Here is an 18,042-nt window from a genome sequence, read left to right as displayed (position 1 = left end):
ATGGATATTAAACGACAAGAATTAGCAAGGATGATAGACCATACCCTTCTTCGTCCTTACGCGAGTGAGGATGACATAAGAATTCTATGTCAGGAAGCTAAAGAAAATAATTTTTACGCGGTAAGTATTAACCCGACATGGACAAAGTTATGCGTCCAGTTACTCAAGGATACACCTGTTAAAGTAGATGTATGTGTTGGTTTCCCTTTAGGTGCAACAACTGCTCATATTAAGGTGGCAGAAACGGCTGAAGCCATTAAAAATGGGGCTCAAGAAATTGATATGGTGATTAATATTGGTGCTTTAAAATCAGGCTATACTGCTTATGTTGAAAAGGAAATTGCTATCGTGGTTAAAACAGCAGGGAATGTTCCTGTAAAAGTTATTTTAGAAACAAGTTATTTGAGTAATGACGAAAAAGTTGCGGTATGCGAAATGGCAATACGGACAGGAGCAAAGTTTGTCAAAACTTCTACCGGATACGGAACGAAAGGGGCTACTGTGGAAGATGTGCAACTGTTGCGAAAAGCAGTAGGAAATTTTTTAGGTGTCAAGGCGGCAGGAGGTATCCGAACCTATGGGGAAGCCGTGGCTATGATAGAAGCAGGGGCTAATCGTATTGGCACAAGCACAAGTTTAGATATTTTACAGGATGCACCGTTATAATAATTAGAAACCACATCTATTATTAAAGGAGGTAAGATATGGATGCTATTGAGGCTATCAAAACGCGTCGCTCCGTCCGAAAATATCTGGATAAAGAAGTGCCGAAGGAATTATTAGAAACTATTGTGGACTGTGGAAGATTATCCGCTACAGCCAGAAATGAACAACCATGGGAATTCATCGTCATTGTGGACAAAGAATTAAAAAGAAAAGTAGCCGAACAAACAGATAATGGCAAATTCATCAGTGAGGCGGGGGCATGTATAGCGGTTGTATGCAAAGATACAAAGTATTATATTGAAGATGGTTCTGCGGCTACACAAAATATCCTTGTTTCTGCCCGTGCTTTAGGTCTGGGTTCTTGTTGGGTAGCAGGAGATAAAAAACCATACTGTGCTTCTATCTTAAAGCTGCTTAATGTCCCTGAATCTTACCGTTTGGTTAGTTTAGTTGCTATAGGTTATCCTGCTTCTATTCCATCCCCACATAAGAGAAGTTTAAATGAAGTTTTACATTGGAATTCTTTTTAGACATTATTGTCAATCGCTATCGTTGCGGATTGCTTAAAATATTCGTATGTGGCATATTGGGCTCGAACAGTTCCTTTCCCATGTTCTACATAGCGGTTTGTTTGTCGTTCATCCAGAACACGAGCCTTAAAATTATCATGAATCTGGAACGAAATTATATCCAAGACTTGATGTTTTAGTTCTGGAGAAATAATGGGGAAAGCACATTCAACACGGTAATCAAGATTGCGTTCCATCAAATCAGCAGAAGCCATGTAAATAGTTGTTTGTTCCCCTTTCCCGAAAATATAGATTCTCTGATGTTCCAAAAATCGGTCTAAAATAGAAATGGCAGAAATATTAGGATGTGGAGGCATTGCATAGGTCGTTCGAACAACCAAATCAATTTTAACACCGGCATCGGCAGCTTCTTTTAATTTTTTTACAATTCGGGTATCTGTTAGATGATTTACTTTTAGGAAAATATATCCGTTGGAACCTTTTTCTTTTTCACGATTAATCAACCTATTCAATGATTTCCGTAATGAGAAAGGGGAAATGCACAGATACTCAAAATCAGGTGGAGTTAAAGGAGGCAATCCGGAACTTCGGTCTAAAAGTTTAAAAGCCTCTTCCACTTCTTCCGTAATAGCGGGGTTAGATGTAAATAAAATACTATCGACATATTGGCGAGCTGTTTTTTCATGAAAGTTTCCTGTGGATAATCCCACAAAACTCTTGTTTTTCTTTTTTATTAAAAGGAATTTTGCATGCACCTTCATGGGAGGGACACCATAAGCCACACGAACCCCTGCTTCTGACAAACGTTCTGCTATCTGGATATTGTGTTGTTCATCAAATCGTGCCTGGAGTTCTATGGATGCAAACACCTTTTTCCCGTTTCGAGCCGCATTAATAAGAGCATTTACAATTTTTGATTGACTTGCTACACGATAAATGGTCATTTTGATTTCTTCGACATCCGGGTCAATAGCTGACTCTCGAATAAGCCTTATAACATGGTCAAATGATTGATACGGATATGTAAGCAAGACATCCTGTTTTTCCACTACATCTAAAACAGGAACACGAGGACCATCTAAAATGGGGTGTTTTACGGGGGGTAAAGGTTCAAATAACAAATCTTTTCTTCTGGCAGGGAAGTTCATTAAATCTTTCATATTGTGATAGCGTCCCCCGGCTATCACTGTGTCTTCTTCTGTAATTTTCAATTCTTTTAATAATTTTTTACATAGTTTTTTAGGCATGTTCTCATCATAGTGAAAACGGGTAGGGCGACCTCCTTTCCGTTGTTCCAGGACTTTCCTCATTTTCCGAATATAACCCTCTGAAAAATCATTATCAATATCCAACTCCGCATCTCTCGATATTTTGAATTCATAGGCTTCAATATCATCAAAGGGGAATATATACAGCACATCTGTAAGGAAAAGGCGTATTACATCGTCAATATATGCAATATTTCCACTGGGTAACTCTACAAAACGAGGAAGAGAAGCAGGAATTTCTAATACGGCGTATTTTTTCTTGTCCTGCATATTCATCTGTATCGCAAAATATAATGCACCATCGGTTAACGGAGGTAAAGGAATTTTATCTTGTAGAATTACAGGAACAAGTGTATGAAGAATATTTTCTTTAAAATAATCCGAAAGCCATTGATATTCTGATGGTGCTAATTCATATAATTCTTCTTGAGTTAATATCCGAATACCATGATTTTCTAATTCTCTGGTAATTGTTTCATAAGCCTGGCGAAATCGTTCATCCAATTCGCGTGAAAATTCCCCGATGGCTTCTAAAAGATATGTCATCTTTTGCTCCCCTAATTCAAGGCGTCTCTGAACACTGGCTACCCGAACCTTAAAGAATTCATCCATATTGGAAGAAAAAATACCCAAAAATTTTAACCGTTCTAATAAGGGATTTCGTTCATCTTCCGCTTCTTGCAAAACACGCTCGTTAAATGAAAGGACAGAAATTTCACGCGTATAAAAAATTTTTTCTTTATTTATCATACAATTTTACATAATAGGAATTTATTTACATTTTCACTATTAATTTAAGATATTTTGTGTCTATTAATCAAACTGCTGTTGTAGAAGATTTTTTATACTTTCATTAAAAACAAAAATTGTCCTCACTTTCACCCGGACAGGGATAGTATCTTTGGATATTAAATATTTGTATCGCCCGAATTAATTCAGAGAAAGAAATGACCCAATCCTGAGGATTATAATCGCTGGAATGGGGTTGGCAATCGTGATTATCTCCAGGACCTGGGAGATAGCCATCTTCAATTTTAGTGTTGATATTACAGTGATATCCACCCGAATTAAATAACTGAATTATTCTTAACAGTTCATCTAAATCAATTTTACCGTTTCTATTTATATCTGAACTATGGAAGAAAATATATTCACCTTCGAGGGTTCCTTCGATGTTTCCCTCACCATCTACACTACCTTCCATAGTTCCTTCTATTATACCTTCTATGGCTCCTTCTCCCTCCATAACTCCTTCTATATTTCCTTCGGTAGTTCCCTCGCCTTCTGCTACTCCCTCACCTTCACTAATACCTTCATATTCCCCTTCTAAAACTCCTTCTGAGGGTATGCATTCTTTGTATCTTAAAAAATCTGTTAACTCAAAGTCCGTTGGAATTCCTCCACCTCCAGATAGTCCTGTAATAAAACCTGAGGAAACACAATTAAGCCATGTGATAGAAATCGTTCCATCATAAAACATTTCTAATTGAATATTGGCTTCCCCTGCACCGTACCTCAGAACTCCTGAAAAAGTAACAACAAAAGCATCAGTATCGAACTGATATAAAATCGAACCTGCTTTAGATGGGTTTAAGTCATCAAACATTAGCGATATTCTCGGAATAGTGAAATGTGCATCTAAAGACTCCGCATAGTCATCATCTCCTTGCGTAAAGGTAACATAACCGTTACTTCCCACATAACATTGAGAATATTCTACCCCGTATAGATAGACATAAGTACCTAATGGAAATTCAATCAATGCAAAGTCATCATCTCCAAGAGTAATGGGCGTCGCATTTTTTGTGATTCTTGGAAATTCATTTATATTTTGCAAGCATGCATGATATTTATCCGAAGAGGCATCGGGAACAAATATAACTCGGTGATTGGACAACGGAACTGTGTCTACAATATCTGAAGTATAGTAGTAGGTGAAATAATCTGGCTGGTGTAGAGTCGTAAAGTTGCCACAATCTGTCGAATATTCATTTTCTGCAATATCTGTTAACACAATTCTGTATGTATATTCCGTATCCGAACTTAATCCTGTAATTAAGAATTTGTGATTTGTATTCATAGCGAGAGAATTCTCATATTTCTCAAAGGGAACAGAGCATTGACCTCCATATTCAAAACGGGCAGAACAAATTTCATCGGTTTCTAATTGAACATTCACATCTTTAATACCGGGCTCTATTGATAAGTGAAGTAATTGAGGTGGATAAATATCTGTTGTAGATTCAGCTGTGATTGTTCGTGGGGAACCCGATTCCGTCAGTTCATCGTAATACTCTGCTGTAATTAAACCATTATGAATTACAGTAAGAAGTCCATCGTTATTTTCTGTAGATAAGGTTGTTAGTTGGATAGTCCCTTGAAAAAATCCAGAAACTTGAGATTCCGTTAGTATTACCTGTTCATTATCTCCACTATCCGACCTAACTGGAATAGAAATTTCTCCCTGTCCCGATAAATTAACATCTGACAGGACAAGAGTTGCTAATGCGGAACCATTATAAATTGTTTTATCCCATTGAATACTACCATCAGCACCTACCACCACAGGCAAATCTACTTGATAGGGAACTATGGGATTTCCTGTTATAGTTAATTTAACTAAAGGAACAACTCCCGGAGGAGAAAAGGAAACAAGATTACTACCGAAATTAGAACGAATAGCACCTAATAATGTATTGGAATTAGAAACAGATATAACTGCATTTTGCCACTCAATATAAACGGATAAAGGCAACCCGTTCGGGTCTACATTAGAACTATGGGAAATATAGGGGTTTTGCAATGTCCCTATCCATATTTCCGTAGAAGGGTCTCCTAAAAGGTTATACATCTCAAAATAGCGTTTTGTTGTAGATGTATCCCCATAATAATTAAAAAATTTTAATTTTCCATTAAGTATCATCCCGGCTGTCCATGTTTTCTTTAATGAAAAGAAACTTTCTATAACAAACTTTTCCAACATATCATCTTCATCCCAATAGGAAGTCACAGAACTCCCTAAAAAGCCAACGCCGCCTTTTGACGCTCTCTGCCAGGTTTCTCCAAAACATTCAGGTTCAGCATATTGTCCGGTTTCGCATGCGAAACTAAGTACCCAGGGATATACCGTATTAGTTAAAGAATTAACATCACTTTGCGATAAGGGAGGTCCATCTGCCCAACTGATATCAGAACCATGACCGGAATATACTACCCATCCTCTTCCAGAATTAATCGCAGAAATTACATCAGAACTCGTTGCTCCATAAGTTACTGTATATAATTTTTGAGAAACAAATTCTGCTGGTTCAAAATAATTTGAAATCACATAATTGTGCGTTCCCTCTGTAATTTCATAGTTATCTGAACCTGTTAAAAAAGAGGCTTTTATATACCATGGTTCTGTAAGGGTCCATTGTGCTTTTTCATATTTAAGAATTTTATTTAAAGTATTCTGTAATTGAGTTGAACTCGATACACTAATCCTGCCTACCCATAAATCTGGGGTATAATATTCGTCTCCATCTACGATAGAGTAATATAAATCCGTAATGGGATTATTGGGGGCATAACCTGCTGGCGCCTGAATGTAGTAAGGGTCTCCTACTAAAACAACAAATGTAGGTGGAACATCCCAATTATTATATGCCTGTTTAATATAATCCCTAATCGCTGTAAAATTTGTCCCTATATTTGCTACATTTTCTACAGTTACAATAAAGCCTCTTTGTGTCTTCCATTGAACCCATTCATTAAGTTTGCTATTCCCCATAAAAGGAGAAGCAACAATAACAAGCATTCCCACAGGAATATTGTAACCTGTGTTTTCCGATTTTTCCATAGAAGAAGCGGAATTCAAAATATATGGGTTCCATAAGTCATCAACATATTTTGAAAAATACTTTTTATCACGGGACAAAAAGTTTTTTGGTGTATTCCAACGAATATCTAATAAAAGATTTTTGGTGATATAAATTTTTGAATTTAAGGGGTCATAACTTACAGGATAATAGGTTATTTGATAAAGATTTTTTCCACGAACATTCCCAAAAGGTTCTATTTCTGCAACCTTTTCCCCTTGCTTCTCACTGGAATTGTAAACATCATCATTTATTGTAAACTTGGGTCTCTGTACCCCCTGTATTTTTTCCCATGGAGGCTGAATGGGATAAATAGGGTATTGAATTTCTAATTCTTCAGGAAGACTTTGCACATTATAAATTAATGATACATCGGTCGCATTAGGAGGAATTTCTACATATCTTCTCCATGCAGGTAATTCTGGATTACCTATAGAACCCGATGTCCCCATTTCAGGAAAACTAATATGAGTAAAGGTGTGTCCCCCTATGGTTTCTTTTTTAAGTTCGGGGTCAGAAGACAAATTAATTTGAATCTTAATTCCCCCCACTTCAGAAAAAGTGGTTATATTAACTACATCTCCTTCCGCCTTAACAATTGCTAATATTACCATTAAAGGCAACAGGACTAACAATCTATTATTAACCCAAGAAATACTTTTATTTCTTTTCATAATTTCAGCCCACAAATAATTTTAATTATATGTACAACTATAAAATTATACCATATATTAGAAATATTTATTCCCATAAAAAAAGTACTGCGGTCTTTGCAGACCGCAGTAACAGTATGTTGTTTACACCACAATACTACTTACTTCTTTGCTCCCAGAACTGCATCTTTTGCCGCTTTTGCAATCCGGAATTTCAAAACTTTCTTTGCGGGGACCTTCATTTTTTCTTTGGTCTGAGGATTGATTTGAATACGGGCTTTACGGTCCACCACTACCAGTTTGCCTAAACCAGGAATGACAAAACTGGCGGGTGCTTGTGCATAAGCCAACTCTACTAAACTTTGAAGAACTTCATTAATGTTCTTCTTGGTTAACCCTGTTGCTTCAGCAAGCGTGCTGATGATTTGGGCTTTGGTCATTGGCTTATCTTCTTTTTTTGCTTTTTTGAACGCCATAATTGTTCCTCCAGTGGGTTACTCCCCATTGTTTTTATCTGGCTCACTAAGCGCTACAACGGGCAGTGCTTTGTGAATACCATATTTACATTGATATATTAAGATATACAATTTAAACTCAAAAATCAAATTACAAATTGAATTATTTTTAAAATTTTTTAAAAATAGCCTAATAAATAAAGGTTGGAATGTGATTGCTTATTTAATACAAGGTAAAGAAGGTTGTATTTTTGGAAAAACAAATCATTTAGGTATTGTCGTCGTAGATGCATTAAGAGCAAGTGCTACTGCTATCATGTTGCTTCATTCTGGTGCTAAAAGAATTTTAGTTACCGATGAAGTAGCGCATGCTCTCCACATAAAATCCTATCACTCAAACGCATTATTATATGGGGAACGAAATGGGTTGCCTCCTGCCGGTTTTGATTATGGAAATAGTCCACGGGAAACAACACATGCACGAGGTAAGGAAGTTATCTTTACAACCACAACGGGTGCCCGCCTCCTTATTGAAGGATATGATGAAGCCATTCCTTTTTTAATCATGGCTACAACTATTAACGCAAAAGCAGTAAGTAACTTTCTAAAAAAGCAGAATAAAGATTTTGTTGTTGTTCCTGCAGGTTTGTTTGACGATGTAAATTTTTCTGCTCAAGAAGATTGGGTTGCAGGAAGTTATATCGTTAGTTTATTAGATGTTCAAATAGAACATGGAAAAGACGATTATGAATATTGGAAGGAAAAAATCGATTTAGAAGGAATAGAACAGTTGTTCAATTCTGCACCGCACGCAGATAAACTCCGTAAAATAGGTCTCCACGAAGATATTCGCTGGTGTTCTCAAACCAATATTTCTAATTGTATTCCTAAAGTAGTGAAAAAAGAAAAAGAATATATTATTCTTGAAAATATTGGGTCTTATTAATAACTACTCCGGGGTATAACCTTCAGGGGATTTCGCAAGAATAGCCCATGCTGATTTGTCCACCCATTCGTATAATTTTTCTACACCTAAACTAAGCGAATACCACGCCGGAATATACATTAATGTTATCTGCCCATGTAAGTTCCATCGCAAATTGGAATAGTCCCAAATTTTTAATCCTAAAACTTTGTGGAAGATTATGCCTGACACATATTCAACAATAAAGATACCTATCATATAAACTATGGCTCGGAAAGGTAAGGGAATCTTTTTGGCTTTTAACGGGTTCCTAAGCCATGGAGTAACAATACCTAACAACCCATAATCTATCATCATCCAGGGTGAAGAATGTCCATTCATACTTATATTACCATGTGATATGAGCCCACCTATTCCTGTAAATAAGATTTCCATCGTTAATCCTAATATTGCAAACATTATAAATCGAACTAAGGCTCTCTGATACTTCATACAAAATCCTTTTCTTTACTGTTTATTAATCCACTCCTCATGCACGAGGATGGGCATTTTTGTGGGCTTGTGTAATTCGTTCTACACTTACATGGGTATAAATTTGAGTAGTAGAAATATTGGAATGTCCCAGAAGTTCCTGAACCACTCGCAAATCAGCTCCCCTATTTAACAAATGGGTTGCAAAGGTGTGTCGCAAAGTGTGAGGGGTTACTCTATCTGATAATCCTGCCAACATTGCATAATGTTTTATAATCCGCCACAAAGTTACCCTACTCATAGATTTACCTGTTTTTGATAGAAATACGGCAGATGATTTTACTTTGCCTGTTTCTCTTATCCTCAGCCAATTTTGTATTTTTTCGATGGCTACATTTCCTATAGGGACAATGCGAACTTTATCTCCTTTACCTCGAACTCTTAACATTCCTTCATTTAGAGATAAATCATGTATTGTAATGTGAGTTAGTTCGCTTACCCTAAAACCACAAGAATAAAAAAGTTCTAATATCGCAAGGTCTCTTTCTTTATTTCGGGGGGAAGTTTCTGCAACCTTGAATATTTGTTCTATTTCACCTTCGGTTAAAAAATGAGGTAGTTTTTTGGATAAACGGGGTGTATCCAATCCATCAATAGTATTTTTATCAATTATTTGTTCATCATAAAGAAATTTATAAAATCCTCTTAGTGTGCTTAGATGTTGTGCTAAAGAACGAGCGGATATACCTCTCTTTTGAAGAGTTAAAAGATATTCTAAAATAAAATGTGAATTTATTTTTGTGAGGTCATCTATATTCTTCTCGCTGATAAAAAGAATATATGAATTCAAATTCCGTCGGTATGTTATTAGTGTATTTTCTGATAATCCCCATTCAAAGACTGCAAGTTCGAGGAAATAGTCAACAAGAGGTTTCAACTTTGAGGTTATTTCATTCGGATTCATCCAGAGTAAACTCTCCGGGTTCTTTTATGTGTGTTTGTTTTGTTTTTATATCATCACTTGCTTTTTTAATCTTTTCTTCCTCTTCCAATTTCTGTGTAATTTTTAATAAGAGTTTACCTGCATTGGGATGCTCTAATTCTACAGCCTTTTCTAACATCCAGCGACTTCGATTCAAATCGCCCAATTTGTAATAACAAAAACCTAATCCATAATAAGCATCACGATGTTCAGGACACTCTTCACAAATCCATCGGTATAAGGCAACTGCCTCCACAATTTTGCCTCGACTTACTAATGTAGCCGCTTCTCTGGAACGAATTTTAATATCTGAAGAAAAGGTTAGACTGCTTCTGCCGGTAGGTTCTAATCCATCATCAGGTAATGGAAGTTTTACCACAGTTTTAGGAATTTCTTCTTTAGGAGCGGGAGAATCTTTAGCAGATAAATATTCACCATCAGGTCTTTCTATCCGTACGGATAATATTTTTCCACAACGGGGACAAGTTCCCTTCATTTCATTATGTTCTATTTTAGGCAATATTTTAGCACCACATTCGCATTCCAAAATTTGGGTAATTGTTTCATGTCTGTCCATTTAAATACTCCTAAAAACTTATGTTACATCTATTGGTTCTTTGCCTTCATTAGTAGTATCATTTGTACTCTGTTGGTTTTTCTCTTCTTCTGTGTCTAAAACTTCTTTACATGAAAACTTTCCTATATTATCTGCTATATGTCCTAATAAATCCGATTCTACTGCCTTAACTGCTCCACGAATACCGTTAGCAATTCCCAATGCTGTAGAGGCACCGTGTAGGACAATAACAATTCCCTGCACACCTAACAAAGGAGCCCCCGGATATTCATTGGGGTTTACAGTTTTCTTTAATTCCTGGAGAGCACTTCTTGCTAATACAGCACCTAAACGATTCATAGAACTTTTTAAAAGTTGTTCTTTCATAAAATTACCCACGAACTTCGCAACGGATTCTGCCGTTTTTAATATAACATTTCCTACAAAGCCGTCACAGACAACGACATCTGCTTCTCCTCCAAAAACACCATTGGGTTCAACGTTCCCTACAAATTTAATCCCTTCAATTTTACTTAGAATCTGGAAAGTTTGTTTTAAAACACTGCTCCCCTTTACCATTTCCTCACCAATATTAATCAATCCAAGTCGAGGATTTTCGACACCTAAAGCATAATGAGAATAGGCAATACCCATTAAGGCAAAATCACAGAGATGTCGAACCTGACAGTCTACATTAGCACCTAAATCCAGCAGAACAACCTTTCCGCCAATTGTTGGTAATGCCTGGGCTAACGCAGGCCGAGATATCCCTTGCATAATTCCCAGTATAATTCGCGAACCTACCATTACAGCACCTGTATTCCCTGCGCTTACGACCGCATCTACCTCCCCTGCTTTTAGTTTTCGCAAAGCAACCAGAAGGCTACTTTCTTTCTTCTGACGAAGGGCAAGCACAAGCTGGTCTTGCATAGAAATATATTCCGGGGTGTGGACTATCTCTATATTCCCCTTTTTGGGATATTTTTCTAACTCTTTTTTAAGTATCTCTTCATTGCCAACAAGCACAATGTCGCAATTCTGGTCTAAACTGGCTTCCACAGCCCCTTGCACTTCTATAGCAGGAGCACCATCAGAACCCATCGCATCTAAAGCGATGCGCATGTTTTATCTCCAAATTAAAGTTTTGAGTTATTATTCTTCTTCGAGATTCAATACCAGACGATTTTTGTAATACCCACACTTGGGACAAACCCGGTGAGGAAGGATTTTCTCACTGCAATGTGGACATTCAACCAAATTCGGCTTTGTCAAAGCATGATGAGACCGTCTCATATTTTTCTTGGCTTTTCCAGTTCTTCGTTTTGGGACAGGCACTTTTACTCCTCCTTTAAGTTAAGGTTTATTCCTTGAAGTAATTCAGATAATTTTGTATTTGAAAGTTGTGTTTTTTCCTCTTCACAATTGATATTACATGAACATGTTTCATGATTTAAATTTGCACCACATACAGGGCACAAACCTGCGCATGTTTCACTGCATAAAAATTTATAAGGCATATCTAATACCAATTCTTCCCAGACATAGGGAGTCAAATCAATTTCATCTCCTTGAAACATTCTTTTTTCTGCCAATTCATCAAATTCTTCTTTACCTCTCCTGTATTTATTCTCAACATTTCGGTCACTTTCCTCCACAGGATTTAGGTATATATTCCCTTGTCCTCGTTCAAATAACCAAATTATTTCTTTATCCAGTTTATATTGCATATCATCAAGACAACGGTCACATGTATGCTTATAGTATCCTGATATTTTCCCTTGAAATAAAAAGTTTTTCCCTGTTTTCTTTACTATCCCAGTTAAATGTATTGTTTCTATGGGAAGTGCTTCTACATCAACAGGCTGTAATTCCGCAACCTTGATAATTTCATCAATCTGATAACCCTTATCTGATATATCCATTATTCTTATTTTTAGTATATCCAATGGTGTAATCCTCAATCAGATAGGGCTCGTTTTGAAAATTGTATCACACTTTAAAAAAATAATCAAACAAGGGAAATTTTTATTTCCTCAAGGATATGAAAGCATATTATACAATAAATAATAATAAGTTTCCAAAATAATAAGTTTAAAATGAGAAATATTCATTAAATAAGCAATGTTTTGATAAAATAAAAGAATAAACCATAGGAGATACGAATATGACAAAGACCAACGCAACAAAAAAATCAGCCATCATAGTTTCAATATGTATGCTTATCTGTATGGTATTTGGGTTAACTTCCCAGATAAAAGCCCTGAATATTGGAGACCCCATGCCTGATTTCAATTTAAAAGATTATGATGGTAAAGAACATTCATTAACACAATACAAAGGGAAAATTGTTGTAATCGAGTTTTGTTCTCAAGAATGTCCCTATTCTCGAGGTGCAGACCCGGATTTAGCAAAGTTACATGCAAAATATAGCACAAAAGGTGTTGTCTTTATTGGAATTGATTCTCACTTTAAAACTCAACCTGAAGATATAAAAAAATATGCTCTTGAAACAAAAAAACCATATCCTATCTTAAAAGATGTAGAAAATAAGTATGCTGATAAAGTAGATGCAAAAGTAACGCCTGAAATTTTCATTGTAGATAAGGATGGTAAGCTAGTTTACCATGGGGCGTTTGATGACCGTAAAGGACCCGATGGACAGCCAACAGAAAAATATACCGAGAATGCCATCGAAGCCTTATTAGCGGGTAAACCGATAGAAAAAGCAGAAACAAAAGCATGGGGTTGCACTATAAAAAGAGTTCCGAAAAGTTAGTTTTTTCTAAAAAGTATATTTTATGGTAAATATTTATTACAGATGTAGCATTGCTCTTTTTTGTATGTTATTTTTGATGACCTTTTCTTTTTTTCTTTTAGCAGTAGGGGAACAATCTGAAAAAGAACCTGTCATTTACGATATCAAATTGACCCAAATTGAAACCTTGATTGCTGAAAAGAAACCGGGGCTTATAATTATCAACTTATGGGCTACCTGGTGCCCTCCTTGTGTTGCAGAACTTCCTCATTTTGGTAATATTTACAAAAAATACTCCAAAGAAAAAGTTCGTTTGTATTTGATAAACATAGAAGGGAAGGAAATAAAAGAAAAGGTTTTAAAGCCATTCTTAAAAAAGAATGCTCTCCCTTGTCCTGTATATTTGTTAGAAGGAGGAAAACCTGAAGAACTTGAAAAAGTTTTAAAAACAGAAATAAGTGGTGCTTTGCCCATTACGATTATCTACAATTCAGAAGGAAAACTTATTAAAAAATTTGAAGGTGCAATTACCGAGAATGATATAGAATTGGTTTTAAAACAAAATGGCATGTCACCTATTTCCCAAAATTAAGGGGAAATGTCCGAGTAATCACAACATTAACTCCTGTTTCCAAGAAATTTTGAATTATTATTTGTCCACATTTAACAGGAATAGAGATTTTTTGTTTATACAATTGAACTAATAATGGATTGATGTATCTTTTGGGTATGGGTTTGTCTGTTTTCACGGGGATGTATGGCATTTCCTCTGAGTTGGTTTGAACTACTGCAGTAACAACTCGTTTGGGGTCTGTTATTTCTTCATAAGCATAAACCTCTCCTCGTTCACATTTTGCACCCTGAAATTGGTATACCCCTGGAGAAGTTTCTTGAACCGTAATATGACAACCATTAGGACAACTTAAACAAATCACTTCTTTTTCCATAGTTTTATCCTATTAACTAAGTGAAAATTCTATGGGTAATAATTCTCCGTTAGAGACCAAATCATTTAAATCTTCTTGCTTTAATTCCACATGAAACATTTCCGCAGGTTTTACATGTCTTAATGTAAACTGACGAATTGTTTTTTCTCCCTGCCGAACAACCAATGTTGCTTTATCACGAACAATCAGGGAACGCATAGAAAATCGGTTTTTCTCTCCCAATCTATATCTATTGGGAAGAACATATTTCAGGTTTGCACCTACAATAACCTTCCCCTGCTCAATTTTTTCTGTTTTCCCTTGCAAAAAGTTTATTAATTCCTTTCCACATCTCTGTGCTTCATCGGAAACCCAATCAACAAGGTCATGGACATGCAGGACATTACCACACGCAAAAACACCTTCTGCAGAAGTCATTAATCTTGTGTCTACTAAGGGACCACCTGTTTCAGGATTAATTTTAATTCCAGCAGATTGTGTTAATTCATTTTCAGGGACAAGCCCTACCGAAAATAAGAGTGTATCACATTCTACTTTGAAGGTTTTTGTATAATTCGGAGCACCATTCTCCAGAGGGGTTATTTCCACTGCTTCTACTCTATCTTTACCTTCAATTTTTGTAATGATATGGCTTAAGTATAAGGGAATATTAAAGTCATTCAAACACTGAACAATATTTCTTGTAATACCCGATGGATAAGGTAATATTTCCACGACGGCGAGGACTTCTGCACCTGTCCATGTTAACCTACGAGCCATAATCAAGCCAATATCTCCAGACCCTACAATAACCACCCGCTTACCTGGCATGTAGCCATCTATATTAATTAATCGTTGAGCCAGACCCGCTGTAAATATTCCGGCAGGCCTTGTTCCAGGGATACCCAAATTACCGCGATTTCGCTCTCTACAACCCATAGCAAGGACTATAGCCCTCGCATTAATCCTAAAAACACCGTGTTCACTACTACACAGATTTACTTGCTTTATAGGTTGATGAACCGCCATATTTGTAGCAGTCGTATTCAGATAAATATCTATATCTGATTTAACCACATCTTGAATAAATCGTTCGGCAAATTCAGGTCCTGTAAGTTCTTCCTTAAATAAATGTACTCCAAAACCATTATGAATACACTGGGGTAAGATTCCACCTAAAAAAGGTTCTCGGTCAACTATAGCGGTTTTCAAACCCTCTTCTGCCACCTTTAATGCAGCAGCCATTCCTGCAGCACCTGCTCCTATTACCAAAACATCATAGTTTCGTTCTTGCATAAAAAACTCCTATCTCTCTGCTTTTTCATCTGCAAGAGTTTGCAGTCGTTGGGATATTATCCAACTGTTATCTCCCCGTTTTGTAATTTTTTCTATAGGAATACCTGTCTCTCGTGAAATTATCTTTAATATCTTATAGGTGCAAAAAGCCCCCTGACATCGTCCCATACCAGATCGGGTATAAAATTTTATTCCATCAAGGGTCGTATGTCCCTTTGAAATGGCTTCGACAATTTCTGCTTCGGAGACACTTTCACATCGGCAAACAATATGCCCATATTTAGGGTCTTTTTCCACAACATTTTCTAATTCTTCAAAACTTAACTCACGAACCTTAATAGGATGAGGCAAAAATGGGTCGAAGTCTTTTTTCTCTATTAGTTGTAATCCCTCTTGTTTTAGTATGTCTTTTACATAGTCCCCTATAGCAGGAGAAGCCGTTAATCCTGGGGACTGAATTCCTGCGACTTGAATAAAATGCGGTTGTTTTTTAGAAGGTTCAATATAAAAATCATTACCTTTCATTGTTGGTCTTAAACCGGCAAAAGAGGTTATGATTTCCCTTCGCGAAATGGCAGGAACCATATAAGTTGCCTGCATAAAAACGGTTTCTAAATTTTGCGATGTTGTTTCTAAATCATATTTATCATCTGTTTCTATAGCGGTGGGACCTACCATTAATGTTCCTTCAACTGTGGGAATAACTAATATACCTTTTGTATGGGCACCAGGAACAGGGAAAATTACATGATTGGGCAAACCTTTTGCATTCCGTTGTAATAAAAATTCTTCCCCTTTTCTTGGAATAATTTCAAAAAGTTCCGCATCAAATGATTTTGAGACTTCATCGGCAAATAGCCCTGCAGAATTTACCACATATCTCGCTTTGATGATTTCCCCTTCTTTTGATTTAATTATCCAATAGTCCTTTTCTCGTATTCCCTGTTCTACTGTAAATTGTGTTTTTACCTCGACCCCATTTTTTTGTGCTGATTCAACTAAAGCAAATACATAACGATAAGGTTCAATAATTCCACCCGTAGGGGCATATAATCCTCCAACGACATCAGAATTTAATTGAGGTTCTAAACTTAAAATCCGTTCTCTTCCACATATTTCCATTCGGGGAACGCCATTGGCTACACCCTGGGAATATAAATGTTCTATGGTTTTCATTTCTTCAATACTAAAGGCTACAACTATAATTCCTACCCTCTTAAAAGGAAATCCTAATTCATAATGGAGTTGGTCAAACATTAAATTCCCGCGGATTTCCAGACGGGCTTTTAATGATGTAATCGGGTGATGAAAACCGGCGTGTATAATCCCAGAATTGGCTTTTGTAACACCAAATCCGACATCTACACATTTTTCTAACAAAACCACCGATATTTCATAAGTAGACAATTTACGGGCAATGGAAGCACCACAACATCCCGCACCGATAATAGCAACATCATATATTTGACTATTCATTGTTATCTTTGTTTTTCCTGTATTTCTTTAATTTAAAAAATTTTGGGCTACTTAATAACCTAAAATATACCAATTAAAGGACTTCTTTTGCGAATTGGCGTGAATATTTGATTAAGTTTTCTAATCTATCCATCGCTTTTCTGGAATCTATAGATTCCTCCGCGATATGGATTGCATCTTTCCAGTCGGATGTTTTTCCACTTACTAAAATTCCAAAAATAGCATTCAATAAAACAGCATCTCTATACGGAGTTTTCTCCCCAGTCAAAACACTTCGAACTATTTCTGCATTTTTTTCTAATGTCCCTCCTTTAATATTTTCAATAGGATGTCTTGACAAACCAAAATCTTCGGGAAAAACCTGATAATGTTTGATACTATCTCCTGATATCTCTACAACATCTGTTCTATCAGAAATACTTAATTCATCAACGCCATCATTCCCCCAAACAACAAAACCTTTTTTAATTCCTGACTTTTGCAATGCTTTTGCAATCGGTTCTAATAATTCTTTGGCAAAAACTCCTATTATCTGTCCATCTAAAGATACAGGATTTGATAATGGACCTAATAGATTAAATACTGTTGGGAAAGGCAATTCCGAACGGATTTTTGCAACATTCTTCATAGCAGGATGAAATTTTCGAGCAAATAAAAAACCAATACTCACTTCTTCAATACACTTTGCCACTCTATCCGGGGGAAGATCAATAACAACTCCAAGATATTCTAAAACATCTGCACTTCCACAAGAACTGGTAGCACTTCGATTTCCATGCTTTGCCACATAGATACCCGCACCCGCACAAACTAACGCTGTTGTAGTAGAAATATTGAAAGTTCCTTTTCGGTCGCCACCCGTTCCGCATGTATCTATAATCGGATGTTTATCTATACTTATGGGTAAAGCAAATTTTCGCATTGCTGATGAAAGACCTGCCAATTCATCGCCTTTATAAGGACGAAGAGATAATGCCGTTAAAAAGGAACTGGTTAAGATTTCTGAAACATTTCCTTCCATTATCTCTGAAAGAGCCTGGTAATAGTCTTCGCGGGATAAATCTTCATTTTTTACAATCTTCTTTAAAATATCTGGCAATGACATATTTATACCTTTTTGCCAATTTATATATCATAAAAATAAAGTTAATAATTATTTATTTTTTTGGAAATTTTCAAATCACGAGGGGATGAATTATATACACCAATATAATCTATTGTTG

At 36.2% G+C, this 18,042-nt stretch carries 18 protein-coding genes; 5 read left to right on the top strand and 13 right to left on the bottom strand.

What is annotated here, in order from left to right; all coding sequences use genetic code 11:
* The gene (gene deoC / locus PLA12_03520; GenBank protein ID HOQ31563.1) at positions 1-666 is read left to right on the top strand and encodes a deoxyribose-phosphate aldolase; all 666 of its coding nucleotides are present in this window, start codon (positions 1-3) and stop codon (positions 664-666) included.
* A gap of 38 nt (positions 667-704) precedes the next feature.
* On the top strand, positions 705-1,196 hold the full coding sequence (locus PLA12_03515; protein ID HOQ31562.1) for a nitroreductase family protein: 492 nt from the start codon (positions 705-707) through the stop codon (positions 1,194-1,196).
* Here the strand turns inward: PLA12_03515 and ppk1 are convergent.
* From ppk1 to PLA12_03500, 3 genes are all read right to left on the bottom strand, one after another.
* On the bottom strand, positions 1,193-3,214 hold the full coding sequence (ppk1, locus tag PLA12_03510) for a polyphosphate kinase 1 (GenBank protein ID HOQ31561.1): 2,022 nt from the start codon (positions 3,212-3,214) through the stop codon (positions 1,193-1,195). The two genes, PLA12_03515 and ppk1, sit on opposite strands and share 4 nt — an antisense overlap.
* Positions 3,215-3,317: 103 nt before the next feature.
* Positions 3,318-6,998 (bottom strand): C25 family cysteine peptidase, encoded by a 3,681-nt coding sequence (locus tag PLA12_03505; GenBank protein ID HOQ31560.1) that lies wholly within the window; start codon positions 6,996-6,998, stop codon positions 3,318-3,320.
* A 140-nt stretch (positions 6,999-7,138) separates the two neighbouring features.
* Entirely contained in the window at positions 7,139-7,453 is a 315-nt protein-coding gene (locus PLA12_03500; protein ID HOQ31559.1) for an HU family DNA-binding protein, read from the bottom strand.
* A 190-nt stretch (positions 7,454-7,643) separates the two neighbouring features.
* On the opposite strand from PLA12_03500, the gene PLA12_03495 reads away from it, so the two are divergent.
* Positions 7,644-8,378: a 2-phosphosulfolactate phosphatase gene (locus PLA12_03495; protein ID HOQ31558.1), complete on the top strand. Its 735-nt coding sequence runs from the start codon at positions 7,644-7,646 to the stop codon at positions 8,376-8,378.
* Positions 8,379-8,381: 3 nt separating this feature from the next.
* Here the strand turns inward: PLA12_03495 and PLA12_03490 are convergent, their stop codons facing one another.
* The 6 genes from PLA12_03490 to PLA12_03465 are packed head-to-tail and all read right to left on the bottom strand — an operon-like array spanning position 8,382 to position 12,312.
* Positions 8,382-8,849, bottom strand: coding sequence for a hypothetical protein (locus PLA12_03490; protein ID HOQ31557.1), 468 nt, complete (start codon positions 8,847-8,849; stop codon positions 8,382-8,384).
* A gap of 37 nt (positions 8,850-8,886) precedes the next feature.
* Positions 8,887-9,792 (bottom strand): tyrosine recombinase XerC, encoded by a 906-nt coding sequence (locus tag PLA12_03485; GenBank protein ID HOQ31556.1) that lies wholly within the window; start codon positions 9,790-9,792, stop codon positions 8,887-8,889.
* A complete protein-coding gene (locus PLA12_03480) occupies positions 9,779-10,387 on the bottom strand; it encodes a hypothetical protein (GenBank protein HOQ31555.1) in 609 nt (202 codons plus the stop codon). The genes PLA12_03485 and PLA12_03480 overlap by 14 nt, the downstream gene beginning before the upstream one ends.
* Positions 10,388-10,405: 18 nt before the next feature.
* Complete coding sequence (plsX, locus tag PLA12_03475) at positions 10,406-11,488, bottom strand: phosphate acyltransferase PlsX (GenBank protein ID HOQ31554.1); 1,083 nt, start codon at positions 11,486-11,488, stop codon at positions 10,406-10,408.
* A 30-nt stretch (positions 11,489-11,518) separates the two neighbouring features.
* Positions 11,519-11,701: a 50S ribosomal protein L32 gene (gene rpmF / locus PLA12_03470; GenBank protein ID HOQ31553.1), complete on the bottom strand. Its 183-nt coding sequence runs from the start codon at positions 11,699-11,701 to the stop codon at positions 11,519-11,521.
* A gap of 2 nt (positions 11,702-11,703) precedes the next feature.
* Entirely contained in the window at positions 11,704-12,312 is a 609-nt protein-coding gene (locus PLA12_03465; GenBank protein HOQ31552.1) for a DUF177 domain-containing protein, read from the bottom strand.
* Positions 12,313-12,530: 218 nt separating this feature from the next.
* Here PLA12_03465 and PLA12_03460 point away from each other — a divergent pair, with 218 nt between their 5' ends.
* Positions 12,531-13,142, top strand: a complete 612-nt coding sequence (locus PLA12_03460; protein HOQ31551.1) for a redoxin domain-containing protein — start codon at positions 12,531-12,533, stop codon at positions 13,140-13,142.
* A 22-nt stretch (positions 13,143-13,164) separates the two neighbouring features.
* On the top strand, positions 13,165-13,713 hold the full coding sequence (locus tag PLA12_03455; GenBank protein ID HOQ31550.1) for a TlpA disulfide reductase family protein: 549 nt from the start codon (positions 13,165-13,167) through the stop codon (positions 13,711-13,713).
* Here PLA12_03455 and PLA12_03450 read toward each other — a convergent pair.
* The 4 genes from PLA12_03450 to trpD all read right to left on the bottom strand — a co-directional run bounded on the left by PLA12_03450 (position 13,697) and on the right by trpD (position 17,924).
* On the bottom strand, positions 13,697-14,068 hold the full coding sequence (locus PLA12_03450; GenBank protein ID HOQ31549.1) for a DUF1667 domain-containing protein: 372 nt from the start codon (positions 14,066-14,068) through the stop codon (positions 13,697-13,699). The genes PLA12_03455 and PLA12_03450 overlap by 17 nt on opposite strands.
* 12 nt (positions 14,069-14,080) lie before the next feature.
* A complete protein-coding gene (locus tag PLA12_03445; protein ID HOQ31548.1) occupies positions 14,081-15,343 on the bottom strand; it encodes an FAD-dependent oxidoreductase in 1,263 nt (420 codons plus the stop codon).
* Between the two features lie 9 nt (positions 15,344-15,352).
* Complete coding sequence (locus PLA12_03440; protein ID HOQ31547.1) at positions 15,353-16,819, bottom strand: NAD(P)/FAD-dependent oxidoreductase; 1,467 nt, start codon at positions 16,817-16,819, stop codon at positions 15,353-15,355.
* A gap of 73 nt (positions 16,820-16,892) precedes the next feature.
* Positions 16,893-17,924, bottom strand: coding sequence for an anthranilate phosphoribosyltransferase (gene trpD / locus PLA12_03435; GenBank protein ID HOQ31546.1), 1,032 nt, complete (start codon positions 17,922-17,924; stop codon positions 16,893-16,895).
* Positions 17,925-18,042: the final 118 nt, after the last annotated feature.

This window comes from Candidatus Hydrogenedens sp. (assembly GCA_035378955.1).
GTDB lineage: Bacteria > Hydrogenedentota > Hydrogenedentia > Hydrogenedentales > Hydrogenedentaceae > Hydrogenedens.
This window is presented reverse-complemented; position numbering and strand designations above follow the sequence as displayed.